27 protein-coding genes are annotated in these 24,799 nt (G+C 46.5%); 2 read left to right on the top strand and 25 right to left on the bottom strand.

Annotated elements, in window-relative coordinates; all coding sequences use genetic code 11:
- Positions 1–271: 271 nt before the first annotated feature.
- The 22 genes from J7E35_RS10710 to J7E35_RS10605 form a co-directional block, all read right to left on the bottom strand.
- Complete coding sequence (locus tag J7E35_RS10710; protein WP_102264580.1) at positions 272–679, bottom strand: F0F1 ATP synthase subunit epsilon; 408 nt, start codon at positions 677–679, stop codon at positions 272–274.
- Positions 680–701: 22 nt separating this feature from the next.
- On the bottom strand, positions 702–2,114 hold the full coding sequence (gene atpD, locus J7E35_RS10705; protein WP_214779591.1) for a F0F1 ATP synthase subunit beta: 1,413 nt from the start codon (positions 2,112–2,114) through the stop codon (positions 702–704).
- A 267-nt stretch (positions 2,115–2,381) separates the two neighbouring features.
- Positions 2,382–3,242, bottom strand: coding sequence for a F0F1 ATP synthase subunit gamma (locus J7E35_RS10700; RefSeq protein WP_214779589.1), 861 nt, complete (start codon positions 3,240–3,242; stop codon positions 2,382–2,384).
- A 103-nt stretch (positions 3,243–3,345) separates the two neighbouring features.
- Positions 3,346–4,854 carry a F0F1 ATP synthase subunit alpha gene (gene atpA, locus J7E35_RS10695; protein ID WP_214779587.1) on the bottom strand — a complete coding sequence of 503 codons (1,509 nt, stop codon included), beginning with the start codon at positions 4,852–4,854 and terminating at the stop codon, positions 3,346–3,348.
- A 24-nt stretch (positions 4,855–4,878) separates the two neighbouring features.
- The gene (locus J7E35_RS10690) at positions 4,879–5,415 is read right to left on the bottom strand and encodes a F0F1 ATP synthase subunit delta (protein WP_214779585.1); all 537 of its coding nucleotides are present in this window, start codon (positions 5,413–5,415) and stop codon (positions 4,879–4,881) included.
- The gene (locus J7E35_RS10685; protein WP_192471850.1) at positions 5,412–5,930 is read right to left on the bottom strand and encodes a F0F1 ATP synthase subunit B; all 519 of its coding nucleotides are present in this window, start codon (positions 5,928–5,930) and stop codon (positions 5,412–5,414) included. The genes J7E35_RS10690 and J7E35_RS10685 overlap by 4 nt, the downstream gene beginning before the upstream one ends.
- 273 nt (positions 5,931–6,203) lie before the next feature.
- Positions 6,204–6,416 carry a F0F1 ATP synthase subunit C gene (atpE, locus tag J7E35_RS10680; RefSeq protein ID WP_023613579.1) on the bottom strand — a complete coding sequence of 71 codons (213 nt, stop codon included), beginning with the start codon at positions 6,414–6,416 and terminating at the stop codon, positions 6,204–6,206.
- 71 nt (positions 6,417–6,487) lie between these two features.
- Entirely contained in the window at positions 6,488–7,198 is a 711-nt protein-coding gene (gene atpB, locus J7E35_RS10675; RefSeq protein WP_214779583.1) for a F0F1 ATP synthase subunit A, read from the bottom strand.
- 24 nt (positions 7,199–7,222) lie between these two features.
- Entirely contained in the window at positions 7,223–7,591 is a 369-nt protein-coding gene (locus tag J7E35_RS10670; protein WP_192471848.1) for an ATP synthase subunit I, read from the bottom strand.
- Positions 7,592–7,597: 6 nt separating this feature from the next.
- Positions 7,598–7,819, bottom strand: coding sequence for an AtpZ/AtpI family protein (locus J7E35_RS10665; RefSeq protein WP_167831103.1), 222 nt, complete (start codon positions 7,817–7,819; stop codon positions 7,598–7,600).
- Positions 7,820–8,167: 348 nt separating this feature from the next.
- The gene (locus J7E35_RS10660) at positions 8,168–10,444 is read right to left on the bottom strand and encodes a S8 family serine peptidase (RefSeq protein WP_214780063.1); all 2,277 of its coding nucleotides are present in this window, start codon (positions 10,442–10,444) and stop codon (positions 8,168–8,170) included.
- 487 nt (positions 10,445–10,931) lie between these two features.
- Positions 10,932–12,053 (bottom strand): non-hydrolyzing UDP-N-acetylglucosamine 2-epimerase, encoded by a 1,122-nt coding sequence (wecB, locus tag J7E35_RS10655; protein WP_483297657.1) that lies wholly within the window; start codon positions 12,051–12,053, stop codon positions 10,932–10,934.
- Between the two features lie 33 nt (positions 12,054–12,086).
- Positions 12,087–12,716, bottom strand: coding sequence for a uracil phosphoribosyltransferase (upp, locus tag J7E35_RS10650; protein ID WP_079506306.1), 630 nt, complete (start codon positions 12,714–12,716; stop codon positions 12,087–12,089).
- 178 nt (positions 12,717–12,894) lie between these two features.
- On the bottom strand, positions 12,895–14,136 hold the full coding sequence (locus tag J7E35_RS10645; protein WP_214779580.1) for a serine hydroxymethyltransferase: 1,242 nt from the start codon (positions 14,134–14,136) through the stop codon (positions 12,895–12,897).
- Between the two features lie 147 nt (positions 14,137–14,283).
- Positions 14,284–14,865, bottom strand: coding sequence for a TIGR01440 family protein (locus tag J7E35_RS10640; protein WP_214779579.1), 582 nt, complete (start codon positions 14,863–14,865; stop codon positions 14,284–14,286).
- 39 nt (positions 14,866–14,904) lie between these two features.
- Positions 14,905–15,345 (bottom strand): ribose 5-phosphate isomerase B, encoded by a 441-nt coding sequence (rpiB, locus tag J7E35_RS10635; RefSeq protein WP_167831099.1) that lies wholly within the window; start codon positions 15,343–15,345, stop codon positions 14,905–14,907.
- Positions 15,346–15,669: 324 nt separating this feature from the next.
- Positions 15,670–16,965: a methyl-accepting chemotaxis protein gene (locus tag J7E35_RS10630; RefSeq protein WP_353050358.1), complete on the bottom strand. Its 1,296-nt coding sequence runs from the start codon at positions 16,963–16,965 to the stop codon at positions 15,670–15,672.
- Between the two features lie 42 nt (positions 16,966–17,007).
- Positions 17,008–17,445, bottom strand: a complete 438-nt coding sequence (locus J7E35_RS10625) for a low molecular weight protein arginine phosphatase (RefSeq protein ID WP_214779578.1) — start codon at positions 17,443–17,445, stop codon at positions 17,008–17,010.
- A gap of 291 nt (positions 17,446–17,736) precedes the next feature.
- Positions 17,737–18,291, bottom strand: a complete 555-nt coding sequence (locus J7E35_RS10620) for a manganese efflux pump MntP (RefSeq protein WP_214738671.1) — start codon at positions 18,289–18,291, stop codon at positions 17,737–17,739.
- 332 nt (positions 18,292–18,623) lie between these two features.
- Positions 18,624–19,667 carry an L-threonylcarbamoyladenylate synthase gene (locus J7E35_RS10615; protein WP_214779577.1) on the bottom strand — a complete coding sequence of 348 codons (1,044 nt, stop codon included), beginning with the start codon at positions 19,665–19,667 and terminating at the stop codon, positions 18,624–18,626.
- Positions 19,668–19,809: 142 nt separating this feature from the next.
- Entirely contained in the window at positions 19,810–20,253 is a 444-nt protein-coding gene (locus J7E35_RS10610; protein ID WP_214779576.1) for a GNAT family N-acetyltransferase, read from the bottom strand.
- Between the two features lie 151 nt (positions 20,254–20,404).
- Complete coding sequence (locus J7E35_RS10605; RefSeq protein ID WP_214779574.1) at positions 20,405–20,806, bottom strand: KGG domain-containing protein; 402 nt, start codon at positions 20,804–20,806, stop codon at positions 20,405–20,407.
- 306 nt (positions 20,807–21,112) lie between these two features.
- Between J7E35_RS10605 and J7E35_RS10600 the strand changes: the two genes are divergently transcribed.
- A complete protein-coding gene (locus tag J7E35_RS10600) occupies positions 21,113–21,490 on the top strand; it encodes a globin domain-containing protein (protein ID WP_214779572.1) in 378 nt (125 codons plus the stop codon).
- Between the two features lie 14 nt (positions 21,491–21,504).
- On the top strand, positions 21,505–21,846 hold the full coding sequence (locus J7E35_RS10595) for a cupin domain-containing protein (RefSeq protein ID WP_214779570.1): 342 nt from the start codon (positions 21,505–21,507) through the stop codon (positions 21,844–21,846).
- Positions 21,847–21,933: 87 nt separating this feature from the next.
- Here J7E35_RS10595 and spoIIR read toward each other — a convergent pair whose 3' ends face one another.
- The 3 genes from spoIIR to prfA form a co-directional block, all read right to left on the bottom strand.
- Positions 21,934–22,635, bottom strand: coding sequence for a stage II sporulation protein R (gene spoIIR, locus J7E35_RS10590; protein WP_214779568.1), 702 nt, complete (start codon positions 22,633–22,635; stop codon positions 21,934–21,936).
- A 93-nt stretch (positions 22,636–22,728) separates the two neighbouring features.
- The gene (gene prmC, locus J7E35_RS10585) at positions 22,729–23,595 is read right to left on the bottom strand and encodes a peptide chain release factor N(5)-glutamine methyltransferase (protein WP_214779566.1); all 867 of its coding nucleotides are present in this window, start codon (positions 23,593–23,595) and stop codon (positions 22,729–22,731) included.
- Positions 23,588–24,661, bottom strand: a complete 1,074-nt coding sequence (gene prfA, locus J7E35_RS10580; protein WP_214779564.1) for a peptide chain release factor 1 — start codon at positions 24,659–24,661, stop codon at positions 23,588–23,590. Before prfA ends, prmC begins: the two co-directional genes overlap by 8 nt.
- Between the last annotated feature and the right edge of the window lie 138 nt (positions 24,662–24,799).

The following is a 24,799-nucleotide window of genomic DNA, read 5'->3' as shown; positions in this document are numbered from 1 at the left end:
TTCCTCTGAAAAGCGGAGGGTGAATTGGCTTGTGTTCTGTTTTATTCGCGGTTTTCACAATTTTATTGGCGAAAATCTCGTTTTATTGGCGAAAATAATTTTTTATTGGCGATAGTTTGATTTTATTGGCGATTTTCACAACTATATTGGCGAAACGGAAGCTGCTCCTAGATTTGTAAATCATCTGACAGCAGTAAAGCAAACAATCCGCCGCCGGCTCTCTCCATATAAAAACACCCCCCGGCAGCGCCGGAGGGTGTTAATCTTTAAATTAAATTCTGCGTTCTGCAACTGAAATACGGTTGATTGCACGCTGCAGGGCAAGTTCTGCACGCTTGAAGTCAATGTTCTCCTGCTTTCTTTCATGCAGGCGCTGCTCAGCGCGTTCTTTTGCTTTTAGTGCACGTTCAAGATCGATTTCAGATGATTGTTCTGCAGATTGAGCAAGGATGGTTACCTGCTCGGGACGGACCTCGAGGAAACCGCCGCTGACTGCAATGAACTCGTTATTGCTGCCATTTTTCAAACGGACAGCGCCAATTTGTAGCGGTGCAACCATAGGAATGTGGCCTGGCAAGATTCCAAGCTCGCCTGTGCTCGCTTTTGTGCTTACCATTTCAACATCTGATTCATACACCGGCCCATCGGGAGTAACAACACTGACTTTAATCGTCTTCATTTTTTACCCTCCTGGTCCGTTATTAGACCTCTACACCCATACGTTTTGCATTCTCGATAACTTCTTCGATTCGGCCAACTAGGCGGAATGCATCTTCTGGAAGGTGGTCATATTTGCCGTCAAGGATTTCAGTGAATCCTTTAACTGTTTCTTTAACTGGCACGTAAGAACCTTTCTGTCCTGTGAACTGTTCGGCTACGTGGAAGTTTTGTGACAGGTAGAACTGGACGCGGCGAGCGCGGTGAACGATTAGCTTATCATCATCAGAAAGCTCATCCATACCAAGGATCGCAATGATATCCTGAAGTTCTCTGTAACGCTGCAATGTTTGCTGTACGCGACGAGCTACTGAATAGTGGTCTTCGCCAACGATTTCAGGTGTCAATGCACGAGAAGTCGAAGCAAGCGGATCCACCGCAGGGTAGATACCCATTTCAGAAAGCTTACGCTCAAGGTTCGTTGTTGCATCCAAGTGAGCGAAAGTTGTAGCCGGAGCCGGGTCAGTGTAGTCATCGGCTGGTACATAGATCGCCTGGATGGAAGTAACAGAACCTACGTTAGTAGATGTGATACGTTCCTGCAATTTACCCATTTCAGTTGCAAGAGTCGGCTGGTAACCTACCGCAGATGGCATACGGCCAAGTAGGGCGGAAACCTCAGAACCTGCTTGCGTGAAACGGAAGATGTTATCCATGAAGAAAAGAACGTCCTGTCCCTGCTCATCACGGAAATATTCAGCCATTGTCAAACCAGTCAGGGCAACACGCATACGTGCTCCTGGCGGCTCGTTCATCTGTCCGAATACCATCGCTGTCTGCTTGATAACGCCAGAGTCAGTCATTTCGTGGTAAAGGTCATTTCCTTCACGTGTACGTTCACCAACACCTGCGAATACGGAGATACCGCTGTGCTCTTGAGCGATGTTGTTGATCAATTCCTGGATCAATACGGTTTTACCTACACCGGCACCACCGAACAATCCGATCTTACCACCCTTGATATATGGAGCAAGAAGGTCAACTACCTTAATTCCTGTTTCAAGGATCTCAACCTCAGTTGAAAGCTGTTCGAATGTTGGAGCTTCCCTGTGGATTGAATCGCGGCGTGCATCAGCAGCTAGTGGAGCGTCAAGGTCGATTGACTCACCCAATACGTTGAATACACGCCCTAGTGTTACGTCCCCAACCGGAACGGAGATTGGAGCACCTGTATCTAATACTTCCACGCCACGCTTAAGGCCGTCTGTGGAAGACATCGCGATTGTACGAACTGTGTCATCGCCTAAGTGAAGGGCTACTTCAAGAGTTAGTTCGATGTTCACATCCGCATCGCTGGTTACAATTTTCAAAGCGTTATAGATCTCTGGAAGATTGCCGCTTTCAAACTTAACGTCAACAACCGGACCCATAACCTGGAGAACGCGTCCTTTGTTCATCTTGTTCCCTCCTATCGTACTAGTTGAAATATATACATCATGATGGGATGCGGCTTCATGCCACATCCCCAATTGTCATTTAGAAAAGCGCAAGCGCCTTGTCCAGCCCCGACAAGCGCTGGAGGGCCGGCCAGTGAAGTCGCTCTTTGACTTCATTGGACGGACCGAAGCGACTCGAGCTGCTCAAAGCTAACGCTTATCGCAAGATACTCGAAGAAGTAATATCAGGGATGAAAACTGGCTAGGCGCTGGAGCTAGACACTAAATCTATTCGAGTGCTGCAGCTCCACCAACGATTTCGGTGATTTCCTGGGTAATAGCAGCCTGACGCGCGCGGTTGTAGCTCAAGCTGAGGGAATTGATCAGCTCTTTCGCATTGTCCGTTGCGTTTCTCATGGCTGTCATACGAGCAGCATGTTCACTTGCTTTGCTGTCAAGCAGTGCTCCGTAAATCAAGCTTTCTGCGTATTGCGGCAAGAGAACTTCCAGGATCTCCTCAGCGTTCGGCTCGAATTCGTAAGAGGTAAGCTTTGCAGAAGCTCCGCCAATATCCGTTAACGGAAGCAGCTTCTTCTCAGTTACTTCCTGAGCAATCGCGCTGACGTAATGACTGTAGTAAATATATAATTCATCAAATGATCCATCTGAGAACATGCCAACAGTGTTGCTGGCGATATCCTGGATTTCCGCAAAAGACGGCTGGTCTGCAATGCCGACGATGTCTAGGACAACGTTCATGCCACGGCTTTTGAAAAAGTCACGGCCGACACGCCCGATCGCGATGATCGCAAACTCATCATTTGATTTATGGCGCTGCTGGATCGTCTGATACAATTGGCGCAGGACGTTACTGTTGTAAGCACCTGCAAGACCACGATCAGATGTAATCACTAGATATCCCGTCTTCTTGACTGGACGGCTGTTCAGCATTGGGTGGTTGGAATCCTTGCTGCCCATTGCGATTGAGGCAGTCACTTCCTGGATTTTTTCCATGTAAGGAACGAATGCTTTCGCGTTCATGACTCCACGGTTCCATTTAGCTGCGGATACCATTTCCATTGCCTTGGTAATCTGGCTCGTCTTTTTAGTCGAAGTAATACGGTTTTTTATATCGCGTAAAGATGCCATTTCGGTTCTCACCACCCTTTTACAAAAGAATTGTTAGTCCAAGTGTAAGCAGGAGCCAGGTCCTTTTTTAAAAAGGAATGCTGGCACTGCTAATTATTCACGATTACTCAGATACTGCAAACGTCTTTTTGAAAGCGTTGATTGCAGCACTCATATCTTCGTCTGAAGGAAGTTCCTTCGTTGAACGGATATGATCTAACACTTCTGTATGGTTGTGGTCTAACCATGAAAGGAATTCACCTTCGAAGCGGCGGATATCCTGCAATGGAATATCATCAAGGAAGCCGCGAGTCAGTGCATATAGGATTGCTACTTGCTTTTCAACAGCAAGCGGCTTGTTAAGATCTTGTTTAAGTACTTCTACCGTACGCGCACCGCGGTTCAATTTTGCCTGAGTTGCTTTGTCAAGGTCAGAACCGAACTGTGCGAATGCTTCCAATTCACGGTATGAAGCAAGGTCAAGACGTAGTGTACCAGATACCTTCTTCATCGCTTTGATTTGAGCGGATCCACCTACACGGGATACAGAAAGACCTGCGTTGATCGCTGGACGTACGCCAGAGAAGAATAGGTCGGACTGCAAGAAGATCTGTCCGTCTGTGATCGAGATAACGTTCGTTGGAATGTAAGCAGAAACGTCGCCTGCCTGTGTTTCAATGAACGGAAGTGCTGTGATTGAACCTGCGCCTTTAGCGTCGCTCAATTTAGCAGCACGCTCTAGTAAGCGTGAGTGCAAGTAGAATACATCCCCTGGGTAAGCTTCACGGCCTGGAGGACGGCGAAGCAGCAAGGAAAGTTCACGGTATGCTGCCGCTTGTTTTGAAAGGTCATCATATACGACAAGAACGTGCTTGCCATTGTACATGAATTCTTCACCCATCGTTACACCAGCGTAAGGAGCAAGGTATAAGAGTGGTGCCGGCTGTGATGCAGATGCTGTAACAACGATAGAGTAATCTAACGCGCCGTGCTTACGGAGAGTTTCAACTGCGTTACGTACAGTTGATTCCTTCTGTCCGATTGCAACGTAGATACAGATCATATCCTGGCCTTTTTGGTTAAGAATTGTATCGATCGCTACAGATGTTTTACCAGTCTGGCGGTCACCGATGATCAATTCACGCTGTCCGCGGCCGATTGGCACAAGAGCGTCGATCGCCTTGATACCAGTCTGCAATGGCTCATGAACCGATTTACGGTCCATAACGCCCGGTGCAGCGTACTCGATTGGACGAGTTTTCGTTGTGTTGATTGGACCCATGCCATCTACTGGCTGTCCAAGAGGGTTTACGACGCGGCCGATAAGCTGTTCCCCAACAGGAACCTCCATGATGCGGCCCGTACGGCGTACCTCGTCACCTTCGCGGATGTCCGTAAAAGGTCCAAGGATGATGATACCGACGTTATTTTCTTCCAGGTTTTGTGCCATACCCATAACGCCGTTTGAAAATTCAACAAGTTCTCCAGCCATGACATTGTCGAGGCCATGAGCACGGGCGATACCGTCACCAACACTGATAACTGTACCCACATCACTCACTTGAATTTCCGACTGATAATTTTCGATTTGCGATTTTATCAGCGCACTGATTTCTTCAGCTTTGATGCTCATGAGTTTCACCCCTATCTACGAATCTTAGCCTAGCAATTTACGTTCTAAGCGGTCTAGCTTGCCGCGCAAGCTGCCGTCAAAAATGCGGTTTCCAATGCGAAGCTTTACGCCTCCAAGCAAATTGGAATCTACAATGTTTTCAATATGAAGTGACTGTTTGCCAACCTGGGGCGCGAACGAAGCTGAAAGTGCTTCAGCCTGCTCAGCCGACAAAGGCTGGACACTATAAACTTTTGCTTCAGCCACGCCTTTTGCATCATTAGCAAGGGCGATGAACTGGTCAGCAACGTCTGCGATCTGGTCTTCGCGGTGGCGGTCAACCAGAATCATCAGTGTATTAAGGACATATGTGCTTACAGATCCGAAAGCTGTCTTTAAAACTTCTTTCTTCTTCTCGTTCGGAAGCTTCGGAGACTTTAAAAAAACAGTCAATTCCGGATTGTTCACAACAACTTCTTTTACAGTGCGAAGCTCTTCCTCAACCTGCGGGAGAGCCTGCTTTTCAGAAGCGAGTTGAAAAAGAGCCAGGGCATAGCGCTTTGCTACCGTCGAGTTGCTCATCGGGCATTACCCGCCTCTTGAATGTATTCATTGATGAGCTTTTCCTGGTCAGCTGCAGAGATTTCCTTCTCGATCACTTTTGAAGCAATCAAGACAGATAGTGAAGCAACTTGCTCGCGGATCGCCGCAACAGCCTGCTCCTTCTGCTGTTCGATTTCAAGCTTCGCAGATTCCTTGATTCTTTCAGATTCAGTACGTGCCAGTGCAATGATTTCATCACGCTGTACATCGCCCTGTTTCTTTGCGTTTTCAATTAGGCCCTGTGCTTCTGTGCGTGCCTGCTTAAGCATTTCACGCTGTTCTTCCATAAGTTTCTGTGCTTCAGCACGGCTTTTTTCAGCCGCTCCGATTTCGCCAGCAATATGCTCTTCACGTTCCTTCATGATGCCCATCAATGGACCCCAAGCGAACTTCTTAAGCAATGCTAACAAAACAAGGAACATAACAAGCTGGAACAAGATGTCGCCAGTGTTAAGGCCGGCTGCAGCTCCCAATACAAAATTCATTGTTAACACCCTCGATTCACTCCCTTCAAGAGTTGTACCATGATTAAAAAAGGTCCAACATGCGCCATCTGGCTTAAAAGCCTGCGGCTGATAGCCAAAGGTCAGAAACCAACACATAAGGCTGCCCGTTCCAAATCCCGGGCTTGCCCGATTTTATTTCAAACGATTGCTTACATTCAAATTCAGGTATGCTCCGCGCCGGATTGTACCGGCACCAAGCCTACATAATAGAATGGCGAAGGTTCGCGCGGAATGATCTTCGCCATCTTTAATTCTTATTTATTAACCACCAATAACCATGAACGCGATAACTACAGCGATGATAGGAATCGCTTCAACCAACGCAACCCCGATGAACATTGTAGTTTGAAGCATACCGCGAGCTTCTGGCTGACGAGCGATACCTTCTACTGTACGTGACACGATCAAACCGTTACCAATACCTGCACCAAGTGCTGCCAAACCGATTGCGATTGCTGCTGCTAAAAGACCCATTATAAAGTTCCTCCTTTAATGTATGAAAAAATGTTTTTTTAAGTTTTGTTCATTAAATGAACAGGTATATATTAATGGTCATGACTCACTTTATGGGAGAGATAAACCATCGTTAACATAGTGAAGATAAATGCCTGGATTGCTCCGACGAAAACGGAGAAACCTTGCCATACAAGCATCGGTAAGGCTGCGGCCAAGTGCCCGCCTACCCCGGTTGCGAGGCTGGCTGCAAGCAGACCCAACAGGATCTCACCTGCGTAAATGTTACCGTAAAGACGAAGACCAAGAGTGAGCGTATTCGCGAACTCTTCAATGATCTTGATCGGGAACATGAACCAAAACGGCTTAAAGAATTCCTTGCCGTATTCGGCAGTCCCTTTAAGCTTGACGCCATAATAATGGGAAAGTCCTACCACCATGACTGCAAGAGTCAGTGTGATGACTGGGTCAGCTGTCGGTGATTTCCACCACAGGTAATTGTCGTATACGACAGAAAACGGCAGTCCCAGCATGTTGGAAACAAACACATACATCAGCAATGTGATTCCAAGGACGTGAAATCTTCCCCCATCCTTCCAGTCCATCGTGCTGTTGATGATCCCTTTGACGAAATCCATAATCCATTCCATGAAATTCTGTATTCCTGTCGGTTTCATCGCAAGCTTACGAGTGGAAAGAACTGCAATGATGAAAACAACAGCAGACGCCACTGTGATCATCAGCATGTTTGCTAAGTTAAAAGTAAGCCCAAATAAATCTAATAATGGAGCTTCATGATGCATCAGTTAATTCACCTCTCTTCCCCGCTATTTACGTAAAAAAGACTGGACAAAAAAATCTATCATAATGACAATATAAGCTGTCATTAATCCCAAAATCGTAAATACAAGGTCAATGCGATCAGGATATTCCATCGCAACGATTACTGCAAGCGCACCTGTCGCAAGCCTCGACAGCGAGCCGAGCGAGCGCACCTTCTTCCCCTGTACCACCGAATCCCCGAAGTTGTTCATTTTCCTCGCAAGCAGCCATAAATTAAAAAGGCTCAGGCTTGTACCAAAGATCAATCCGGCAAAAACAGATTGATAGCTTGTAAAGCCGTACCCGAGTACGTATAAAGACAACAAGGTGAATATGTATTTGCGCTGACGAATAAACAAGTCCTGTATTTCCATAGATGGCTAGTCTCCCGAAAAGAAGTGTTGGATGAGGCGGAGCATGGCATAAACACCTGCCGCCAATCCGATCAGCAATCCGAATATTAAGAAAAGTGGCTCTGTACCAATAGTACGGTCAAGCCATCTTCCGGAGAAAATGCCAATTAAAATGGAGCCTACCAATTGAGATAGTATAGCGGACATGAGTGCCATCGCTTGAAAAGGGTGGCGGTTGTTTCGGCGCATAAAAAACGCATCCTCACTTTTGAGAATGGGAGCTTCAGGGGGTGAAAAATCATTTTTCGAAAAAACAATATTTTCACTAAAAAAAGCTTGCATATCAACGTTGAAAACCTTATCATTTTATGCCCTTTGTAAGCATACAATAGGCAATTGTCAATGTCAATCCATTGGGGTGAAAAAATTCACAAAGTTTTCACTGTGAATATATACCATTAACCCTATTTTAGTATTATATTATTAAAGCATTTTTTTTACCTTTATTTTTTTCTGGATTTTTTCCATAAATATGGTTTCTTTCATGCGAATCTCTATTTTGAAACGCCCAAAAAATTGCAAAAGGCCGGAAAGGAATCACCTATGTCCGGCCGCTGCATTTTTACTTATGAAAATCATTGCGTCAATCGTGCTCTCCCGTCCTTTCTTTCTTGCGAACACCTTCGCGAGGTACATTCCTTCATCCGGCAGTTTTTCCAGTGGTATTTCTTTTCCGACCATTCCCTTTTCAAGCTTCCTTCCCCAATCAAGGAATCCGACGAATCGGTATTGGTCCGGATCAAATAGAGCGATGCCAAATTCTTCAGCTCCACCAGGCAAATAGACTTCATAGCGATACGCTTCCCCATTGTCCGCCGGCGCGAAGTCGAAGCCCATCACCCTTGGGTAGTCCGGTTCTTCGACAACGTATATATATGGAATCCTGATTTTATTTTTTCCATCATCTATAAAAAGGCCCCCGTCATGGATTTTATCTTTCAGCAGGGCAGGATCGGCTATCATCGCGATCTCCACGTCTTTTTCTTCCTTCGGTTCGAGCGAAAAGCTCATTGGAAGCTCCCACTCTATCCCCTGTTCTTTTTTTGGAATGGAAAATGAATAGGTTTTTCTGGCTGGACCTGTATTTTTGACTGTCAGCTTTGCACTATGCCTGTGCATGTTATCGGCAAGCTGGAATTTGCCAAATTGCAGAGATCCCGGAATGACCAGGCTTTCGGTATTGATTGCTGCCTCCAGCTGGATTCTTCCTGCTCCTTGCTCGAATGTCCGGTATCTCTTGCCGTCACGGTCGGTTATATCCTTAGCCGTGTTCATGATGGCCGCCTTGATTTCAGCCGGTGTCCAGTCTGGATGGGCCTGCTTGATCAGGGCTGCCGCTCCTGCAACATGTGGCGCGGCCATGCTCGTTCCCTGAAGCGGCTGGTAACCTCCAGGTATTGTGCTGTTAATTGCCACGCCGGGCGCAACGATATCAGGCTTGATTTCCCATGTGACCGTCACCGGACCGCGGGAGCTGAAGTCAGCAAGAATATCTCTTTCTTCTATTAAATTCATGCGGATCAGAATCGAATTTTTATCTAGCTGTTTTTTAAGCGCCAATCCCTCTTCTTTACTGATCGCGGCCACGGGAATCGGCAGTCTCTCTTCCAGGTTGCCAAAGAAAGTTCCCTTCGTATTGTTATAGATGATCACACCGATTGCGCCAGCTTCAAGTGCGTTCTTTGCTTTTTCTGTAAAAGTAAGCTTCCCCCGTTCGACGAGTACAATCTTATCCCTAACATCTTTCATCTCTTCGTTCGTGCCGAGTCCAGCAAAAACAAGATTTTCACTTTGGGTAATATTCCAATTATCCGATCCCTGTAATAGTTCGAGCCTTATCTCCTTAGATATGCCTGGGGCGTTGAGATACGGCACATTCATTGGAGGAGTTGACGCACCAACCGAGATTGCCTTTGAAGCGGTGCCTGGTGATCCTACAGTCCATCGATTAGGACCAGAGTTTCCTGATGAAGTGACCGCGACGATTCCTTCATCCACCGCCTTGTTAAGCGCGAGGCTAATGGGCAGGTCCGGACCATTGACATCATTTCCGAGTGATAGATTGAGGATGTCGACTTTATCCTTGATCGCTTCATCAATAGCGGCGATGACCTGCTCTGTCGTGCCGCTTCCTCCTGGGCCAAGCGCCCGGTAGGCAACCAATTTCGCATCGGGAGCAATCCCTCTCATCCTGCCGTTTGCCGCGATGACGCCTGCCACATGCGTGCCGTGCAAGGTGCTCCGAAATCCGGCGCCCTTCGTTTCCATCGGGTCATCATCCCCATCAACAAGGTCATGACCACCGCCAAAACTCCTTCTCAAGTCAGGATGCTCATAATCGATCCCCGTATCAATTACCCCGATGGTTATACCCTTGCCCGTCAGGCGATTGCCTTTTTCATCAAGAATTCCATGGACCGCATCCGTTCCAATCAATTCAAAATGATCGATAAAGCTTTCGCTTCGTGTGTAGCGGGTTGGAAGATGGGCTGAGTTTTCCACCTTGTACGTATTCACTTCAGATAGAAGTTGGATGTCATTCAACTCTTTTAATTTTTGAAGCTCGGAAACCGGACCTTTAACAGAGTATCCAGTGACTGCATGCGTGAAGATGCGGCGGAGCTTTGTGCTCTTGAGTTTCTTTAGCTGAGAGTGAATTTCGTGTTCTTTGGGCTGGCGTTTCGTTAATACGATCGCTACTTTTTCGGTTTGGGGATCTTCCTGAGGAATCGGCGGGAGCTGCAGTTTTTGCGGTTGTTGGAAAGCAGCGAGTATCAGCAATATTGGAAAAATGATTAAGATCGTACGCTTCAGCAAGACGGAATCCCCCTTTTTCCATTAGCGTTTCAATTAATGGGTGCCAATATACGGGGTTTGTATTCCAAAAATAGGGTGAACGCGCAATTACCACTAATGTTGGTGCAATTATAGAGGGTTTTGGTGCAAGTATTTGAGTTGAGGGTGCAATTACTATTGGGTTTCCTGCAATTAATGAATATAAATGTTTTCAGTTTCGGGTGACTTTTTTCCAAATATAGGATGACGGCACGATTATCACCGAGTTTCGGGCAATTAATCTGGTTTTTCGGGAGATTATTGTGTTTAATCAGGAGAATATCGGTGAGTTTCGGGGAATTATCTCGTGGAAGGGATTTAAAATTTTTTCCAGCACGCGTTTAGGCCTTTTCAAGCAGTGTTTTGGGGTAATTTACAGCTGTTTTCACCTGTTACTTCCCCATGCCAACCCTTCACCAAAAAGAAAACACCCCTTTTTTTGAAAAAAGAGGTGTTTAAAAGGTTCTTATTTATATTGTTCAGGACGATTTTCGGTGCGCTTGAAGTAGTATCGAATCGCTTCGCAAATACGTTCTGATGCGCGGCCATCTCCGTATGGATTTGAGGCTTTGGCCATTTTTTCATATGCTTGCTGGTCAGTCAGCAGTTCTGTTGCCATTTGGTAAATTGGCTGCTCTTCGTTTCCAGCGAGCTTCAATGTTCCTGCCTCGATGCCTTCCGGACGCTCTGTTGTGTCGCGAAGAACGAGTACAGGCACGCCTAGTGACGGTGCTTCTTCCTGCACGCCGCCTGAATCAGTCAGGATGAGATGCGCGCGTGAAGCGAAGTTATGGAAATCAATGACGTCGAGAGGCTCGATCAAATGGATGCGCGGGTCATTGCCCAGCACCTCGTCTGCTAGTTCACGAACCACAGGATTCAAGTGAACAGGATAAACAACTTGTACATCACGCTGCTCATCGACAATACGCTTGATGGCGCGGAACATATTGCGCATTGGCTCACCAAGGTTTTCGCGTCGGTGTGCCGTCATCAGGATCAAGCGGTCATTGCCTAGCTTATCGAGAACTTCATGCTGGTAGGTTTCTTTTACTGTCGTCGTCAGTGCATCGATGGCCGTGTTGCCAGTTACGAAGATATTCTCTTCAGATTTGTTTTCCTGCAGCAAATTAGCCGCTGATTTGGAAGTCGGCGCGAAATGAAGATCGGCCATGACTCCTGTCAGCTGGCGGTTCATTTCCTCAGGGAATGGAGAATACTTATTCCAAGTCCTCAAGCCTGCCTCGACATGGCCGACAACAATCTGGTTATAATACGCCGCAAGACTGGCCACAAATGTCGTTGTCGTATCTCCATGGACAAGCACGATGTCCGGCTTGACTTCCTTCATTACTTTATCCAGGCCTTCCAAACCTCTAGTCGTTACATCAATCAAAGTTTGGCGATCCTTCATGATGTTGAGGTCGTGGTCTGGCGTGATATTGAAAATGTTCAGTACCTGGTCCAGCATTTGGCGGTGCTGGGCGGTTACCGTTACGATTGATTCAAAGTGTTCAGGGTGTTTCTGTAATTCGAGGACAAGCGGAGCCATTTTAATTGCTTCCGGGCGTGTCCCAAAAATTGTCATTACTTTAATTGGCTTGTTCAATTCAAACACTCCTTATTTTGTCCCGAATAAACGGTCTCCTGCGTCTCCTAGTCCAGGTACGATGTATCCGTGGTCATTCAGCTTTTCATCGAGGGCAGCGATGTAAATGTCAACATCAGGGTGCGCTTCTTTTACCGTTTCTACCCCTTCTGGAGCCGCAATCAAACACATGAATTTGATATGCTTCGCGCCTCGCTTTTTAAGAGAGTTGATTGCTTCGACGGCAGATCCACCTGTCGCAAGCATTGGATCGACGACGATAAAATCGCGCTCCTCCACGTCACTTGGAAGTTTTACATAGTATTCAACCGGCATCAATGTTTCCGGATCGCGGTAAAGTCCGATATGTCCTACCTTCGCTGCCGGGATCAATTTCAGGATGCCGTCAACCATTCCGATGCCTGCGCGAAGGATCGGGATAATCCCAAGCTTCTTGCCTGATAATACCTTCGATTTTGTCTTTTCGACCGGTGTTTCAATTTCAATTTCCTCAAGCGGCATGTCACGCGTGATTTCGAACGCCATCAGCGTTGCTACTTCATCTACAAGCTCGCGAAATTCCTTCGTGCCTGTGCTTTTTTCGCGGATATAAGTAAGTTTATGCTGGATCAATGGATGGTCAAATACGTATACTTTTGCCATGTGTATCGCTCCTTTTAAAGGTAAGTGAGTAGTGAACACCTGTATGTTATATGTAAGATTTGTTGAATCACACTTCGTCTAATTTTACAGAAAAACCTCTGGACAAGCAACCGCTACAGCCTAATGATTTTCCCCTGAAAAAGCGGCCCTCATTCATGGAGGACCGCCGGGTGAAAACTTATCTCTCTGGATATAGTTCGAACTTGCTAGTTAGATCTTCGACGCGATTCTTCGCTTCTTCCAGCTTCGCTTCGTCTTCGTGATTTTTCAATGTGAAGGCGATGAGTGATGCGATTTCGTCCATTTCTGCATGTCCGAAGCCGCGGCTTGTGACGGCGGCTGTACCGATGCGGATTCCGCTTGTTACAAATGGGCTTTCTGGATCGAATGGAATCGTGTTTTTATTGACGGTTATGCCGATATCATCAAGAACCTTTTCCGCTACTTTCCCAGTCAGGCCAAGTGAACGCAGGTCAACCAATAGCAAATGGTTGTCTGTACCGGCCGATACAAGGTCGATGCCTTCCTTCTTCAAGCCTTCTGCAAGGCGGTTCGCATTGGAAATGATATTCTGTGCGTATTCTTTAAAAGAATCCTGGAGCGCTTCACCGAATGCAACTGCTTTAGCAGCGATGACGTGCATCAGCGGGCCGCCCTGGATGCCAGGGAAGATGGACTTATCAATTTTCTTCGCGAATTCTTCTTTGCAGAGGATCATTCCGCCGCGCGGGCCGCGAAGAGTTTTATGAGTAGTCGTTGTAACAAAGTCAGCATACGGCACCGGATTCTGATGCAGGCCTGCTGCGACCAGTCCAGCGATATGCGCCATATCGACCATCAGGTATGCGCCCACTTCATCGGCGATTTCACGGAATCGCTTGAAGTCGATCGCTCTCGGGTAAGCACTCGCACCGGCAACAATCAGCTTCGGCTTATGCTCGCGAGCTTTTTCAAGAACGACATCATAGTTGATCATATGAGTATCTTCATCAACACCATACTCAACGAAATTATACTGAACGCCGCTGAAGTTTACCGGGCTTCCGTGCGTCAAATGTCCGCCGTGTGAAAGATTCATCCCAAGCACAGTGTCTCCATGCTCAAGAATCGTGAAGTAAACGGCCATATTGGCCTGCGCGCCTGAGTGCGGCTGGACATTGACATGCTCGGCGCCGAAAATTTCCTTCGCGCGGTCGCGGGCGATGTTTTCGGCAACATCGACATATTCACACCCGCCATAATAGCGGCGGCCCGGATAGCCTTCTGCGTACTTATTTGTAAGTACAGACCCCTGTGCCTCCATTACGGCTTCGCTGACAAAGTTCTCTGATGCTATCAATTCGATTTTCGTGCGCTGACGCTTCAATTCATCCTGCATTGCAGCATATAGCTGGCTGTCCTGCTGTGACAAGTGCTTCACTTAAGTTCCCCCTCTTATATGTATTGCGTGGTTCCGTTATTAGAAAATTCATTCTTATTTTAGCCGATATTATAATGAAAGGAAAGGAAGAAGGTAAAAGGAAAACTGATTATCAGGCCTGTGTTTTCCTCCATTGCCTTTCCCCTGTCAGCAAGACTCGTTTTCTTTTGTTTGTTCGTAAACCGCACGGGTGCCGCCGATCAGCTTCGGTCTCGTCTTCGCCAGGGTAACATGAGCATGACCGATGCTTTTTTGCTTCACTCTTACTGGCACAGCGACATGCTTCATTTGCATGCCAATCAGCGTATCGCCGATATCGATGCCGGCGTCAGCCTTGATGAACTCGACGACCACTGCATCTCCGAGGTTTTGATAGGCGTAAGCTGCCATTGCGCCGCCCGCGGTCCTGACTGGAATGACCGTCACTTCTTCCAGCTGCTTCTGGTGTGCTGTTTCCCTCTCGACGACAATCGCCCGGTTCAAATGCTCGCAGCACTGGAATGCCAGCTGGACGCCCGTTTTCTTCTGGAGTTCGCGGAGCTGGCTGAAGACCATTTCCGCCACCTCATCCGTACCGGCTGTGCCGATCCGCTTGCCGATGATTTCACTCGTGCTGCAGCCGACGACCAGCACCTGGCCTTTTTTCAGCTGCACCTGTTCATTAAATTCAGTAAGGATGGAGTTCAATTCTGCTTTCCATTGTTCGATAGCCAGTTGTAACGCCTCCATTACATTGGTATTTGATATTCCTTGCAAATAGGCTGGAAGTTATTTATTTTCATACTCCTTAATTTTACCGACTCGGTTTTCGTGGCGGCCGCCTTCGTATTCTTCTGAAAGCCATACGGCTGCGATTTCACGCGCCAGTCCTGGTCCAATTACACGTTCGCCCATCGCCAGGACATTGCTGTCATTATGCTGGCGTGTCGCTTTTGCGCTGAATACGTCATGCACGAGCGCGCAGCGGATTCCTTTTACCTTGTTTGCGGCAATGCTCATGCCGATTCCTGTTCCGCAAATCAGGATCCCTTTGTCAAACTCACCGTTCGCCACTTTCTCGGCAACCGGAAGCGCATAGTCTGGATAGTCAACAGATGTACCGCATTCGCAGCCGAAATCTTCATACTGGATATTCATTTCGTCCATCAAATTCTTAATTTCTTCGCGGATATTCACTCCGCCATGGTCTGAAGCAATAGCAACTTTCATTGTAAAATCCTCCTATGTATTCCCGGCTTGCGGGGCGATCAAATCTATCGTTATTTTCTCATAATCGCTTCGATTTATAAAGAAAACGAGTTGGTTTGCGTCGATATTTTAGCTGTTCATACACAAATCGGATCAAGAAAAATTTTATAGCGAGTTTTTATCTTTTATAGCGACTTTTTCATTTTTATAGCGACTTTTTCATTTTTATAGCGAGTTTCTATTTTTTATAGCGACTTTTTCATTTTTATAGCGAATTGGAAATTCCGCTTCATTTTTTCCAGTGAATTAAAACAAAAACCACAGCACGCAGCTGTGGTCCAGAAATTATAACGAAAACTTCGTAATCGTGCCTTTTAGTTTTTCCGCCTGATTCTTCAGTTCAACGGCGAGGTCTTCGACATTGGAGATGACTTCTGCCTGCTGCTCTGCTGCTGATGCTACGCTGAGTGCTCCGGCTGAGGTTTCTTCTGCGATTGCCGCCATTTCCTGCGATTGGGTGGATGTATGCTGGATGGTTTCCATTTGGGTCTCGACCAGCGCGGCGATTGCGTGGATGACGTCAGCCATCTCATGAATCGTGGATGTCATTGCGTCGATCACCTGGTTCGTTCTCTCGCCTTTTTTCGCTTCTCTGTTCGCGGTTTCGACCTGTCTGCCGATCTGTCCGACAACGTTCTGGACTTCAGACTGGATGTTCTGGATCAGTTCGGATATTCCCTGGACAGCGCCCGCACTCTGGTCTGCCAGCTTCCTGACTTCTTCGGCAACCACAGCAAATCCTTTCCCATGCTCGCCAGCACGAGCTGCCTCAATCGATGCGTTCAAGGCAAGCAAGTTTGTTTGAGCCGCAATATCGCCAACAAGCTGGATGATTTGCTCTACTTTCGTCGCGTTCTCTTCCAATCGTTTTACCGTGCCCAGTGATTCACGGTTATCATTTGCCAGTGTCTCGATGCCGGAAATCAGCGAGTGAATCGCATTCTTCGATTCCTGCAGGTCTTTGACCATTTCCACGGAAATTGATTCAGATGTCCGCGCTTTTTCCTGGACATCCTCGGCGATCCGGATGACTTCATCCACAGACTCAGCAGTTGTCTGTGTTGACAATGCCGAAGAATCAGCTCCCGCGGCAATTTCCTTGATCGTTGTCGAGATAATCGACGCCTGCTCAGATGCTGCCGCAGATTGTCCGGATATCTGGATGACTTTTTCATTTGTTTCCTTGAAGTTACTATCAATCTGACTGACCATTTCACGCAGGTTTGCGAGCATATTGTTGAAGGCCATTCCCAAAGAGCGGATTTCATCATCCGATTTCGAGACTTCCGCATCCTCGCCAATTTCACCCTGTGCTGCTTTTAATGCAGATTGCTCCAGCTTTTGCAATGGCTTGATGATCAATCCGGCAGCCATATACGCTAGCAGGCCTGACCAGAAAATCCCCATTCCAAGAACCGCTACGTTATAAACGACCGAATTTACTTCGATTAAACTCTGGACATAAGGCTGCAGGAAATAAATAAAAAATGCGCTCGTTGAATAAGTGATGATCGCCAACACAGTCGTCAGCATGACCATTTTCTTTCTTAACCCCATTTTGTAGCTGCGTTTAGACCCCACTGATAATCCCCCTGAAAAAATAATAAAAACTCCTCAAGGGTTTTATCGGATTTTATCGAGGATTCTTTCGATACTTTTTTGAATTTCTTTAAAAGCTTCACGATAAATTTGTTCATTTCCGCCAAACGGATCTGCTACATCCAGGTTTCCCGTTTCCTCAGCAAATTCTTTTAAGGTAAAAATTTTATCCGCAGCGAATGGATATTGGTTCATGACCAGCCCTTTATGGCTTTGTGTCATCGTCAGAACCAGGGTTGCCCAGTCGATTTCATCCCTTGTTAACATCGAGGAACGATGATCATGGCTGATATCGTTTTCCTCGAGAACGGTCTTCGCGTTCGCAGAAGCTTCAGCTCCATTCGGGGCATATACTCCTGCCGATTTCACCTCTACTCCAGGGAGCTGTTTGCTTTTTAAAATCGCTTCCGCCATTGGGCTGCGGCATGTGTTTCCGGTACAGACAAATAAAATGCGCGCCATGCTTGTCCCTCCTGTGAATGACTTTTCTTCATTATATGATAATCGTTCAGCAATTTCATTTTCGAAAAATGCTGTTTTCGTAAAGATTGTTGTTAAAATCCTAAAGCCGATTTTAACGTAATAGAAGGCCATTTTGCAGGTCGGTATTAAGTTTGCATGCTCTTTTCTCACAATAGTGTCAACTTTGCAAAGAAAAATAGGATATCAATCCTATTTTGCAGTCAAAAGCAATAAAGTTTGAGAAAAGAGCTTCGCAAAAAAAATACACCTGACGAACAGGTGCGTAAAATTTTATAGCGGAAGAAGTAATTTGAGGCCGAAAGCGAGCAGAATGCTGCCACCCAATGCTTCACTGTATGTACCAAGCCATCCCTGTACCCTTTTTCCAATCAGGAGGCCCGCCCACGTAAGGACCATTGCCGCGACTCCAAAACAAATCAGAACAAGCAGCGTCCTTGCGCCGTAGATTCCAAGGGTCAATCCTACTGAAAAACTGTCAAGGCTGACGCTAAGGGCAAAAATAAATAAACCCTTGCCAACCGGGGTAATCACGCTAGTCTCATCTTCCTTGAAGCTTGCCCAAATCATCTGGACACCCAGCACGATCAGAAGCAGGCCTCCAATATATCCTGCTATTGCTCCGAACTGCTCGGACAAAAATCTCCCTGCCACCATTCCCAGCAGCGGCATCCACACATGGAACAAACCAATCGTAACGCCAATTTTAAAAATATGCCTTTTCGTCAGTCTGAACATGCCCATTCCGAGACCTACGGAAAAGGCATCCATCCCCAACGCGAATGCCATCAACATCAGTGTGAATAATTCGCCGGCTATTGCTGTCATGTCTTCGCCCCCTCGGACTTGCTAATTCAGCATATGCACGTCCAATAGGATTTAGAAGCAGGATTTTTCCAGTTTGAATTGATCAAGAGTCTTGTTCAAAGGAATGTTTCCAAGGAGGGGAATTCGCTTCAACTGGTAATATATTATTTTCAACTGGTATTATATCGTTTTCAACTGTTATTAAAATGCTCTCAACTGGTAATATATTTTCACCAACTGGTATTAAATCGCCTCCTTACAATATTTCATCCTTCTCAACCAATACTTCCTCCACAAGGGGGCCTTTTTACGATAAAAAGCGCCTCATAATTGAAGCGCTTCTCTGTAATGTATTATTTTTTAATAAGCGGCAGTCCGGATGCTTTTGACAGCCGGTTCATGATGGCCTGGCCGACGCCACGTTCCGGGAAAATTTCGCCGAAAATGATATCGAGATCCTCCAGGTTGAAGGCCCGAAGTGTGTCATAAAGAGCTTCTGCCACTGCTTCCAGTCTGGCTCTTTCACCACAGGCGATCACAATATCGGCATCATAAAACTCTTTGTTTTCCTTGGTTGTCATCACGCCGACTTTCATGCCTTCGCTCCGCTTTTCATTCACGAGCTGCTGGATTTCTTCTCTTTTTCCGTCAACAAGATAGAATGGAGCATTCGGTGCATAATGGCGATATTTCATCCCGGGGGATTTTGGCGCCTGGTCTGAATCCTTCAGGGCCGGATCTACCGAGACCTCGCCGACTACTGCTTCAAGCTGTTCCTTCGTGACGCCGCCCGGCCTTAAAATCGCCGGAATCTTGCCGGTGCAATCGACCACTGTGGATTCAAGGCCGACGCCGGTCGCTCCGCCATTGACAATCCCGGCAATCCGGCCGGTCAAATCATCGGCAACATGATCAGCAGTCGTCGGGCTTGGCTTGCCTGACAGATTTGCGCTTGGGGCAGCCAGCGGCAAGCCAGATGCTTCAATGAGCGCCAGAGCTACCGGATGGTCGGGCATCCTGACGGCAACTGTGGATAACCCTGCCGTTGCTTTTTCTGAAAGCACACCATCCTTCTTTTCCAGGATGATGGTCAACGGACCAGGCCAAAAAGCATCCATGAGCACTTGTGCCTGATTGGGGATTTCTTTTACAAAGGCATGAATTTGCTCACGATTGGCGATATGGATAATCAATGGGTTATCCCCAGGTCTTCCTTTTGCTTCGAATATTTTCAAGACAGCTTCATCGCTTTTGGCGTTCCCGCCGAGACCATAAACCGTTTCTGTCGGAAAAGCGACGACTTCATTTTGCTTCAGTTTTTGTCCAGCTTCGCTGATTTGTGGATATGTTTTTAAATTATCCACATTCTTATCCACTGTCCACATTTGTGTTTGCATGTACATCCACCTTTTACTTCTCGCTAAACTAGTCTATTTCTATGAAAGTATAAAAGAAGAATAAGCAGAACTCAAGTTTTTATCCACAAATTGTGTATAGTTTTAACGATTCCGTGGATAACTTTGTGGATTAATCCACAATTCACAGAATTATTTTCATAATTGCGGAGTTATCCACAGTTAGAACTTGTTTTAAATGGCTTTTTTCAAGAAGAGAATCGGGAAGCTCTGATTGGTTTACCATCTCAAATCCCAGGCTGCTGAAGAAAGATACCGCACTCATCTTGTTCGTAACCAGATAAAGCTCTTCAAGCTCCTGATTTTTCGCTGTTAGGAATGCCCGTTTAAACAGAAGCATCAAATCCGGCTGGCCAATTTGCGGGGATACGACAAATGAACGGAGCAAGCCTGCTTGATCCACTGGCTCTACTCCAAGACATGCCTTAAGCTCACCGTCCTGGTTTTCCATTAGTGAAAAGTTTTTGATTGAGTCACTCAATCCTTCCGGGCTCACTCCTGCCTCTGTTAAAAAAGCCTCCAGCTTTGGTAAATCCTCTTGATTCGCACTCCTGATTTTCCACGTCATATCTATCACCTCAAAAATAAGATTCTAGTAAATAGATATGAGAGACATGAAAAAGTAGAACCTAAAAAGGACAAAAAGAAAACACGGCAGCCTCCATTAAAAATGAAAGCTGCCGTGCATCCTTAAATTCCAGGCTTTTTAAGCCAACAGATTAGTTATTGTTGTTGTTATTGCGGGCATTGCCGCCTTTTTCGCCGATTTCTTCATAGAAGCTTCGGTCGTGGTTTTCAGAAGTCGTTTCTCCGCCTTTGCGGCCGATCTCCTGATAGAATTCCTTATCGTGGCTTTCGGATGTTGCTTCGCCACCTTTTTTACCGATTTCCTGGTAGAAGTCGCTATCATGACTTTCAGCAGTAGCTTCTCCACCCTTTTTACCGATTTCTTGGTAGAATTCTTTATCGTGACTTTCAGCTGTCGCCTCGCCGCCTTTTCTGCCTATTTCCTGGTAGAATTCGCTGCCATGGTTCTCAGCTGTTGCTTCGCCACCCATGCGACCTCTTTCTTCTCGAGACATCTTATCTTCATTATTATTGTTTCGATTATTTTTAGCCATTTTAAATCATCCTCCTTGAAATCTAAGTTTTGATGTTACACTACTTTAAATATCCGGATTCTCCCATTATCAAACTAGTATTAGGGGAATGTAATATGCTTGTTCCAACACTGTAATATTTTTGGAAATTCTAACAAACATTTTTCCTCTTTTACCAAGTATTTCTTACGAGAAGCTAGCAAATGTTACCTAGCTTCTCATAGTGAAAAATTCATAAGTGAGTGATTTAAGTCACTATGTGAGCCATTTTGTATGGTTATAATAAAGGTAATCAATTGAAAACCTTTCTCAAAAAGGGGGTACGAGATGGAAATCAAAACAATATATGAACGGATTGGCGGAGACGAATCGATCCGAAAAATTGTCGATACTTTTTATCCAAAGGTATACGAAAATGAGGAACTCAGCCCCTTGTTCGAGGGTGATATGGAGGAAATCAAACGGAAGCAGTGGATGTTCCTCACGCAACTGACCGGAGGCGGCGCCCTTTACAGCGAGGAATTCGGGCCGCCTAATATGAGAGTGCGGCATATGCCATTCGAAATAACACCGGCGCGCGCCCAGGCATGGCTGAAGCTGATGCACGAAACTCTTACGGAAACAGGCTTGAATGAAACCGACGGCGGGAAAGCCCTGTTCGAGCGTTTGAGCCAGATTGCACCTATAATGATCAACAGGCAATAGGGAGGAATTTTACGATGGAAAAACAATCATTGAAACAATACCAGGAATTCAGCGAAGAACGTTTTACGAAAAGGATTGTATTTAAAAAAGGTGACAGTACTGTCTTCCTGCTGAACTTCATGCCAGGGCAGGAGCTGCCTAAGCACACACATCCAGGTACGGAAGTGTTCATTTTAACGATGCAGGGCGAAGGCACTTTCATAGTCGACGGTGAAGAGATCGCGGCAGCAGCAAACGAAACCGTCCACCTGGGCGGCACCGAGGAACTAGCCTATAAAAACACCGGATCTGAGCCAGTCACACTTTATGTGATGCTCAACAAGATTCCAGATGAGCGGTTTGCACAGAATATTTAATAGAAGCAAAGCTCGACATTAGTTAGCTGTTCGAAAAAATCGAGGAATACCATAAATAAGCCCCTGCGGCCTGCGCAGGGGTTTATTTCATCCGAAAATCCTGTTCCAGATCTCGACGAGGAAGAATGATACCTCAACCTCTTCTTCTTCGCCGCCTTCATATACCTTTTTCTTGCCTTTTTTACTATCTTTTTTCTCATCATCAAGCTTGGCATCAGCAGACTCGTCTTCTGCATCCGCTTTTACATCACCTTTGCTGTCGTTCTCATCGAAGCCTTCGCTTGTTGCTTCACCGTTTGAGAAATCAAGGAAGCATAGGGGCGGATAGAGGACGCACCACCAGTTCGCACCTTCGCCTTCGCCAATCGTGATCAGGATTGCTTCGTACTCGCCTGCTGGATAGAGGAACTGACCATATAATTTAGTAGGAAACTGGACTTTGTCAAACTCCGTTTTTACAGATTGATTTGAGCCTTCAGCGGCGACAACTCTTTCCGCGATTGCCTGGATTTCCGGAAGCCTGGATTGGATGACTTCCCTCGCTGCCTCGATTGACGTCAGCTCCTGGACCCAAGTCGTGATTTCTTTGTTCACTTCATCGCGGATCAGGCGTTTGATATTCTGGTCCTTTTCCAGGTCACTGTCGGCGAGGATCCTCAAGCGGATCGCCTCATTCGGAATAACCATCGCTTCCTTCGCGGTCACTTCATTTTTTGGTGTATATAAACTTAAAATTGTACCTGCACATAGTAATAATATGTATATAATAGCGGCTGATTTTTTCATCATCATCTCTCGCACCGTCCCTTCACTAGTAAACAGTGTGGACAGTTTGATAGATTCTTAAACTAGTAATTTTGAAAAAAATGGACCCCTTTTTTATCAGGAGTCCAACTCAGCGAAAACCATCCGGTCCTTGCCATTAATATCAAAAACAATCTCAACTTTGGCATGCGGGAAGGTTTTTTCCAGCAATCCTCTTACTGCTTCACCCTGGCCAGTGCCGATTTCAAAGCCAACCAATGCTTTTTCTTTTAAAATATGCGGAAGTTCCTCCATGAACCGGCGATACAGGTCCAATCCATCTTCTCCTGCAAAAAGCGCCATATGCGGTTCATGCTCAGTGACGATGTCTGACATCCACTCCAGGTCCGCAACTGGTATATATGGCGGGTTCGAGATGACCGCATCGACTTTTTTTCCCTGTAAAATGAGCGGCTGGAGCAGGTCGCCATGTAAAAACTCGATTTCAGCACCAAGCTCGCTGGCATTTTTCCGCGCCACCTCGAGAGCGTCTTTGGAAAGGTCAACCGCTGTCACTTTCAATTCTGGCTTTTCCAGCTTCAAGGTAACTGAAATCGCGCCGCTGCCGGTGCCGACATCGACAAGGTCCATTTGATTGCTTTCCGGAAAAAGGCGGTCCAGCCGCTGGAGTGTTCCATAAACAAGTTCTTCCGTTTCCGGCCGGGGAATCAGCACATGTTCATTTACTTCAAAACGGCGGCCGTAAAACTCCTCGCTGCCAATGATATATTGAATCGGCTCGCCAGCTGTATGCCTTTTTACAGCAGTCTGGAACTCGGTCCATACTTCGTCATCCAGTCCATCGCGCATCTTCATCAGCATGGAAGTGCGGGACAGCCCCGAATAGTGCCGCAGCAATAGCTCGCCGGCGAACTCCTCACGATTATGTTCTTTTAAAAAAGAAGAAGCCCAATTGAGGGCTTCAAATATCCTGACATTACTCATTGTTTGCACTCTCAAGCCTTTGAGACTGGTCTTCCATAACAAGCGCTTCGATGATCTCATCCATCTTGCCCTGAAGGATCTGGTCAAGCTTCTGGATCGTCAGGCCGATACGGTGATCGGTCACGCGGTTTTGCGGGAAGTTGTACGTGCGGATACGCTCAGAGCGGTCCCCTGTACCTACAGCAGATTTACGGACCTGGTCATACTCTGCCTGCGCTTCCTGCTGGAACTTGTCATAGACGCGGGCACGAAGTACCTTCATCGCCTTGTCTTTGTTTTTATGCTGGGATTTTTCATCTTGGCATGAGACGACGATTCCAGTTGGGATATGCGTCAGACGTACAGCTGACATGGTCGTGTTAACAGACTGTCCGCCTGCACCGCTGGACGCAAATGCGTCAAAGCGGATGTCTTTATCATGCAGCTCGATTTCCACTTCTTCTGCTTCAGGAAGGCATGCAACAGTAGCTGTTGAAGTATGGATACGGCCGCCTGATTCTGTTTCCGGAACACGCTGGACGCGGTGCGCGCCATTTTCGAACTTCATTTTGGAATATGCGCCATTCCCATTGATCATGAAGATGATCTCTTTGAAACCGCCCACGCCCGTGGTGCTGGCATCGATGATTTCCGTTTTCCAGCCCTGTGATTCCGCATAACGGCTGTACATCCTGTAAAGGTCGCCGGCAAACAGAGCAGCTTCATCGCCGCCTGCAGCGCCGCGGATTTCCATGATAACGTTCTTGTCATCGTTAGGATCTTTAGGGATCAGAAGGACCTTGATGCGAGCTTCAAGCTCCTCGATTCGCGGTTCTAGCTCAGAAATTTCTTCCTTTACCATCTCGCGCATCTCAGCATCGAGCTTTTCCTCGAGCATCGCTTTTGCATCTGTCAGCTGTTCTTTGACTTCTTTATATTCACGATAAGCCATGACGGTTTCCTGGATGTCGGATTGCTCTTTTGAATACTCGCGGAGCTTCTTGGAGTCGTTGACAACTTCCGGGTCACTCAATAGCTCATTCAATCTTTCATAACGATCCTCAACTGCTTGAAGACGATCAAACACGGACATTCACCTCTATTTTAATATCCTTTTAAATGGATTATTCCTCTATTCACATTGTGTATTACCGGTTATTCAATAAGTGCAATTACATAGCATAACATTCTAATTATAGTATAGGTGACACCCTCAGTCAAAGCC

The organism is Bacillus sp. ISL-45, from assembly GCF_018613195.1.
Classification (GTDB): domain Bacteria; phylum Bacillota; class Bacilli; order Bacillales; family Cytobacillaceae; genus Mesobacillus.
This window is presented reverse-complemented; position numbering and strand designations above follow the sequence as displayed.

What these genes read in the sequence shown, in the direction of transcription:
- J7E35_RS10710 (WP_102264580.1), bottom strand. Translation starts at nt 679, where the DNA reads ATGAAGACGATTAAAGTCAGTGTTGTTACTCCCGATGGGCCGGTGTAT.
- atpD (WP_214779591.1), bottom strand. Translation starts at nt 2,114, where the DNA reads ATGAACAAAGGACGCGTTCTCCAGGTTATGGGTCCGGTTGTTGACGTT.
- J7E35_RS10700 (WP_214779589.1), bottom strand. Translation starts at nt 3,242, where the DNA reads ATGGCATCTTTACGCGATATAAAAAACCGTATTACTTCGACTAAAAAG.
- atpA (WP_214779587.1), bottom strand. Translation starts at nt 4,854, where the DNA reads ATGAGCATCAAAGCTGAAGAAATCAGTGCGCTGATAAAATCGCAAATC.
- J7E35_RS10690 (WP_214779585.1), bottom strand. Translation starts at nt 5,415, where the DNA reads ATGAGCAACTCGACGGTAGCAAAGCGCTATGCCCTGGCTCTTTTTCAA.
- atpE (WP_023613579.1), bottom strand. Translation starts at nt 6,416, where the DNA reads ATGGGTCTTTTAGCAGCAGCAATCGCAATCGGTTTGGCAGCACTTGGT.
- atpB (WP_214779583.1), bottom strand. Translation starts at nt 7,198, where the DNA reads ATGCATCATGAAGCTCCATTATTAGATTTATTTGGGCTTACTTTTAAC.
- J7E35_RS10670 (WP_192471848.1), bottom strand. Translation starts at nt 7,591, where the DNA reads ATGGAAATACAGGACTTGTTTATTCGTCAGCGCAAATACATATTCACC.
- J7E35_RS10665 (WP_167831103.1), bottom strand. Translation starts at nt 7,819, where the DNA reads ATGCGCCGAAACAACCGCCACCCTTTTCAAGCGATGGCACTCATGTCC.
- wecB (WP_483297657.1), bottom strand. Translation starts at nt 12,053, where the DNA reads ATGACAATTTTTGGGACACGCCCGGAAGCAATTAAAATGGCTCCGCTT.
- upp (WP_079506306.1), bottom strand. Translation starts at nt 12,716, where the DNA reads ATGGCAAAAGTATACGTATTTGACCATCCATTGATCCAGCATAAACTT.
- J7E35_RS10640 (WP_214779579.1), bottom strand. Translation starts at nt 14,865, where the DNA reads ATGGAGGCGTTACAACTGGCTATCGAACAATGGAAAGCAGAATTGAAC.
- rpiB (WP_167831099.1), bottom strand. Translation starts at nt 15,345, where the DNA reads ATGAAAGTTGCTATTGCTTCAGACCATGGCGGAGTGAATATCCGCGAA.
- J7E35_RS10625 (WP_214779578.1), bottom strand. Translation starts at nt 17,445, where the DNA reads ATGGCGCGCATTTTATTTGTCTGTACCGGAAACACATGCCGCAGCCCA.
- J7E35_RS10620 (WP_214738671.1), bottom strand. Translation starts at nt 18,291, where the DNA reads ATGACAGCAATAGCCGGCGAATTATTCACACTGATGTTGATGGCATTC.
- J7E35_RS10615 (WP_214779577.1), bottom strand. Translation starts at nt 19,667, where the DNA reads ATGCAAACACAAATGTGGACAGTGGATAAGAATGTGGATAATTTAAAA.
- J7E35_RS10610 (WP_214779576.1), bottom strand. Translation starts at nt 20,253, where the DNA reads ATGACGTGGAAAATCAGGAGTGCGAATCAAGAGGATTTACCAAAGCTG.
- J7E35_RS10605 (WP_214779574.1), bottom strand. Translation starts at nt 20,806, where the DNA reads ATGGCTAAAAATAATCGAAACAATAATAATGAAGATAAGATGTCTCGA.
- J7E35_RS10600 (WP_214779572.1), top strand. Translation starts at nt 21,113, where the DNA reads ATGGAAATCAAAACAATATATGAACGGATTGGCGGAGACGAATCGATC.
- J7E35_RS10595 (WP_214779570.1), top strand. Translation starts at nt 21,505, where the DNA reads ATGGAAAAACAATCATTGAAACAATACCAGGAATTCAGCGAAGAACGT.
- spoIIR (WP_214779568.1), bottom strand. Translation starts at nt 22,635, where the DNA reads ATGATGAAAAAATCAGCCGCTATTATATACATATTATTACTATGTGCA.
- prmC (WP_214779566.1), bottom strand. Translation starts at nt 23,595, where the DNA reads ATGAGTAATGTCAGGATATTTGAAGCCCTCAATTGGGCTTCTTCTTTT.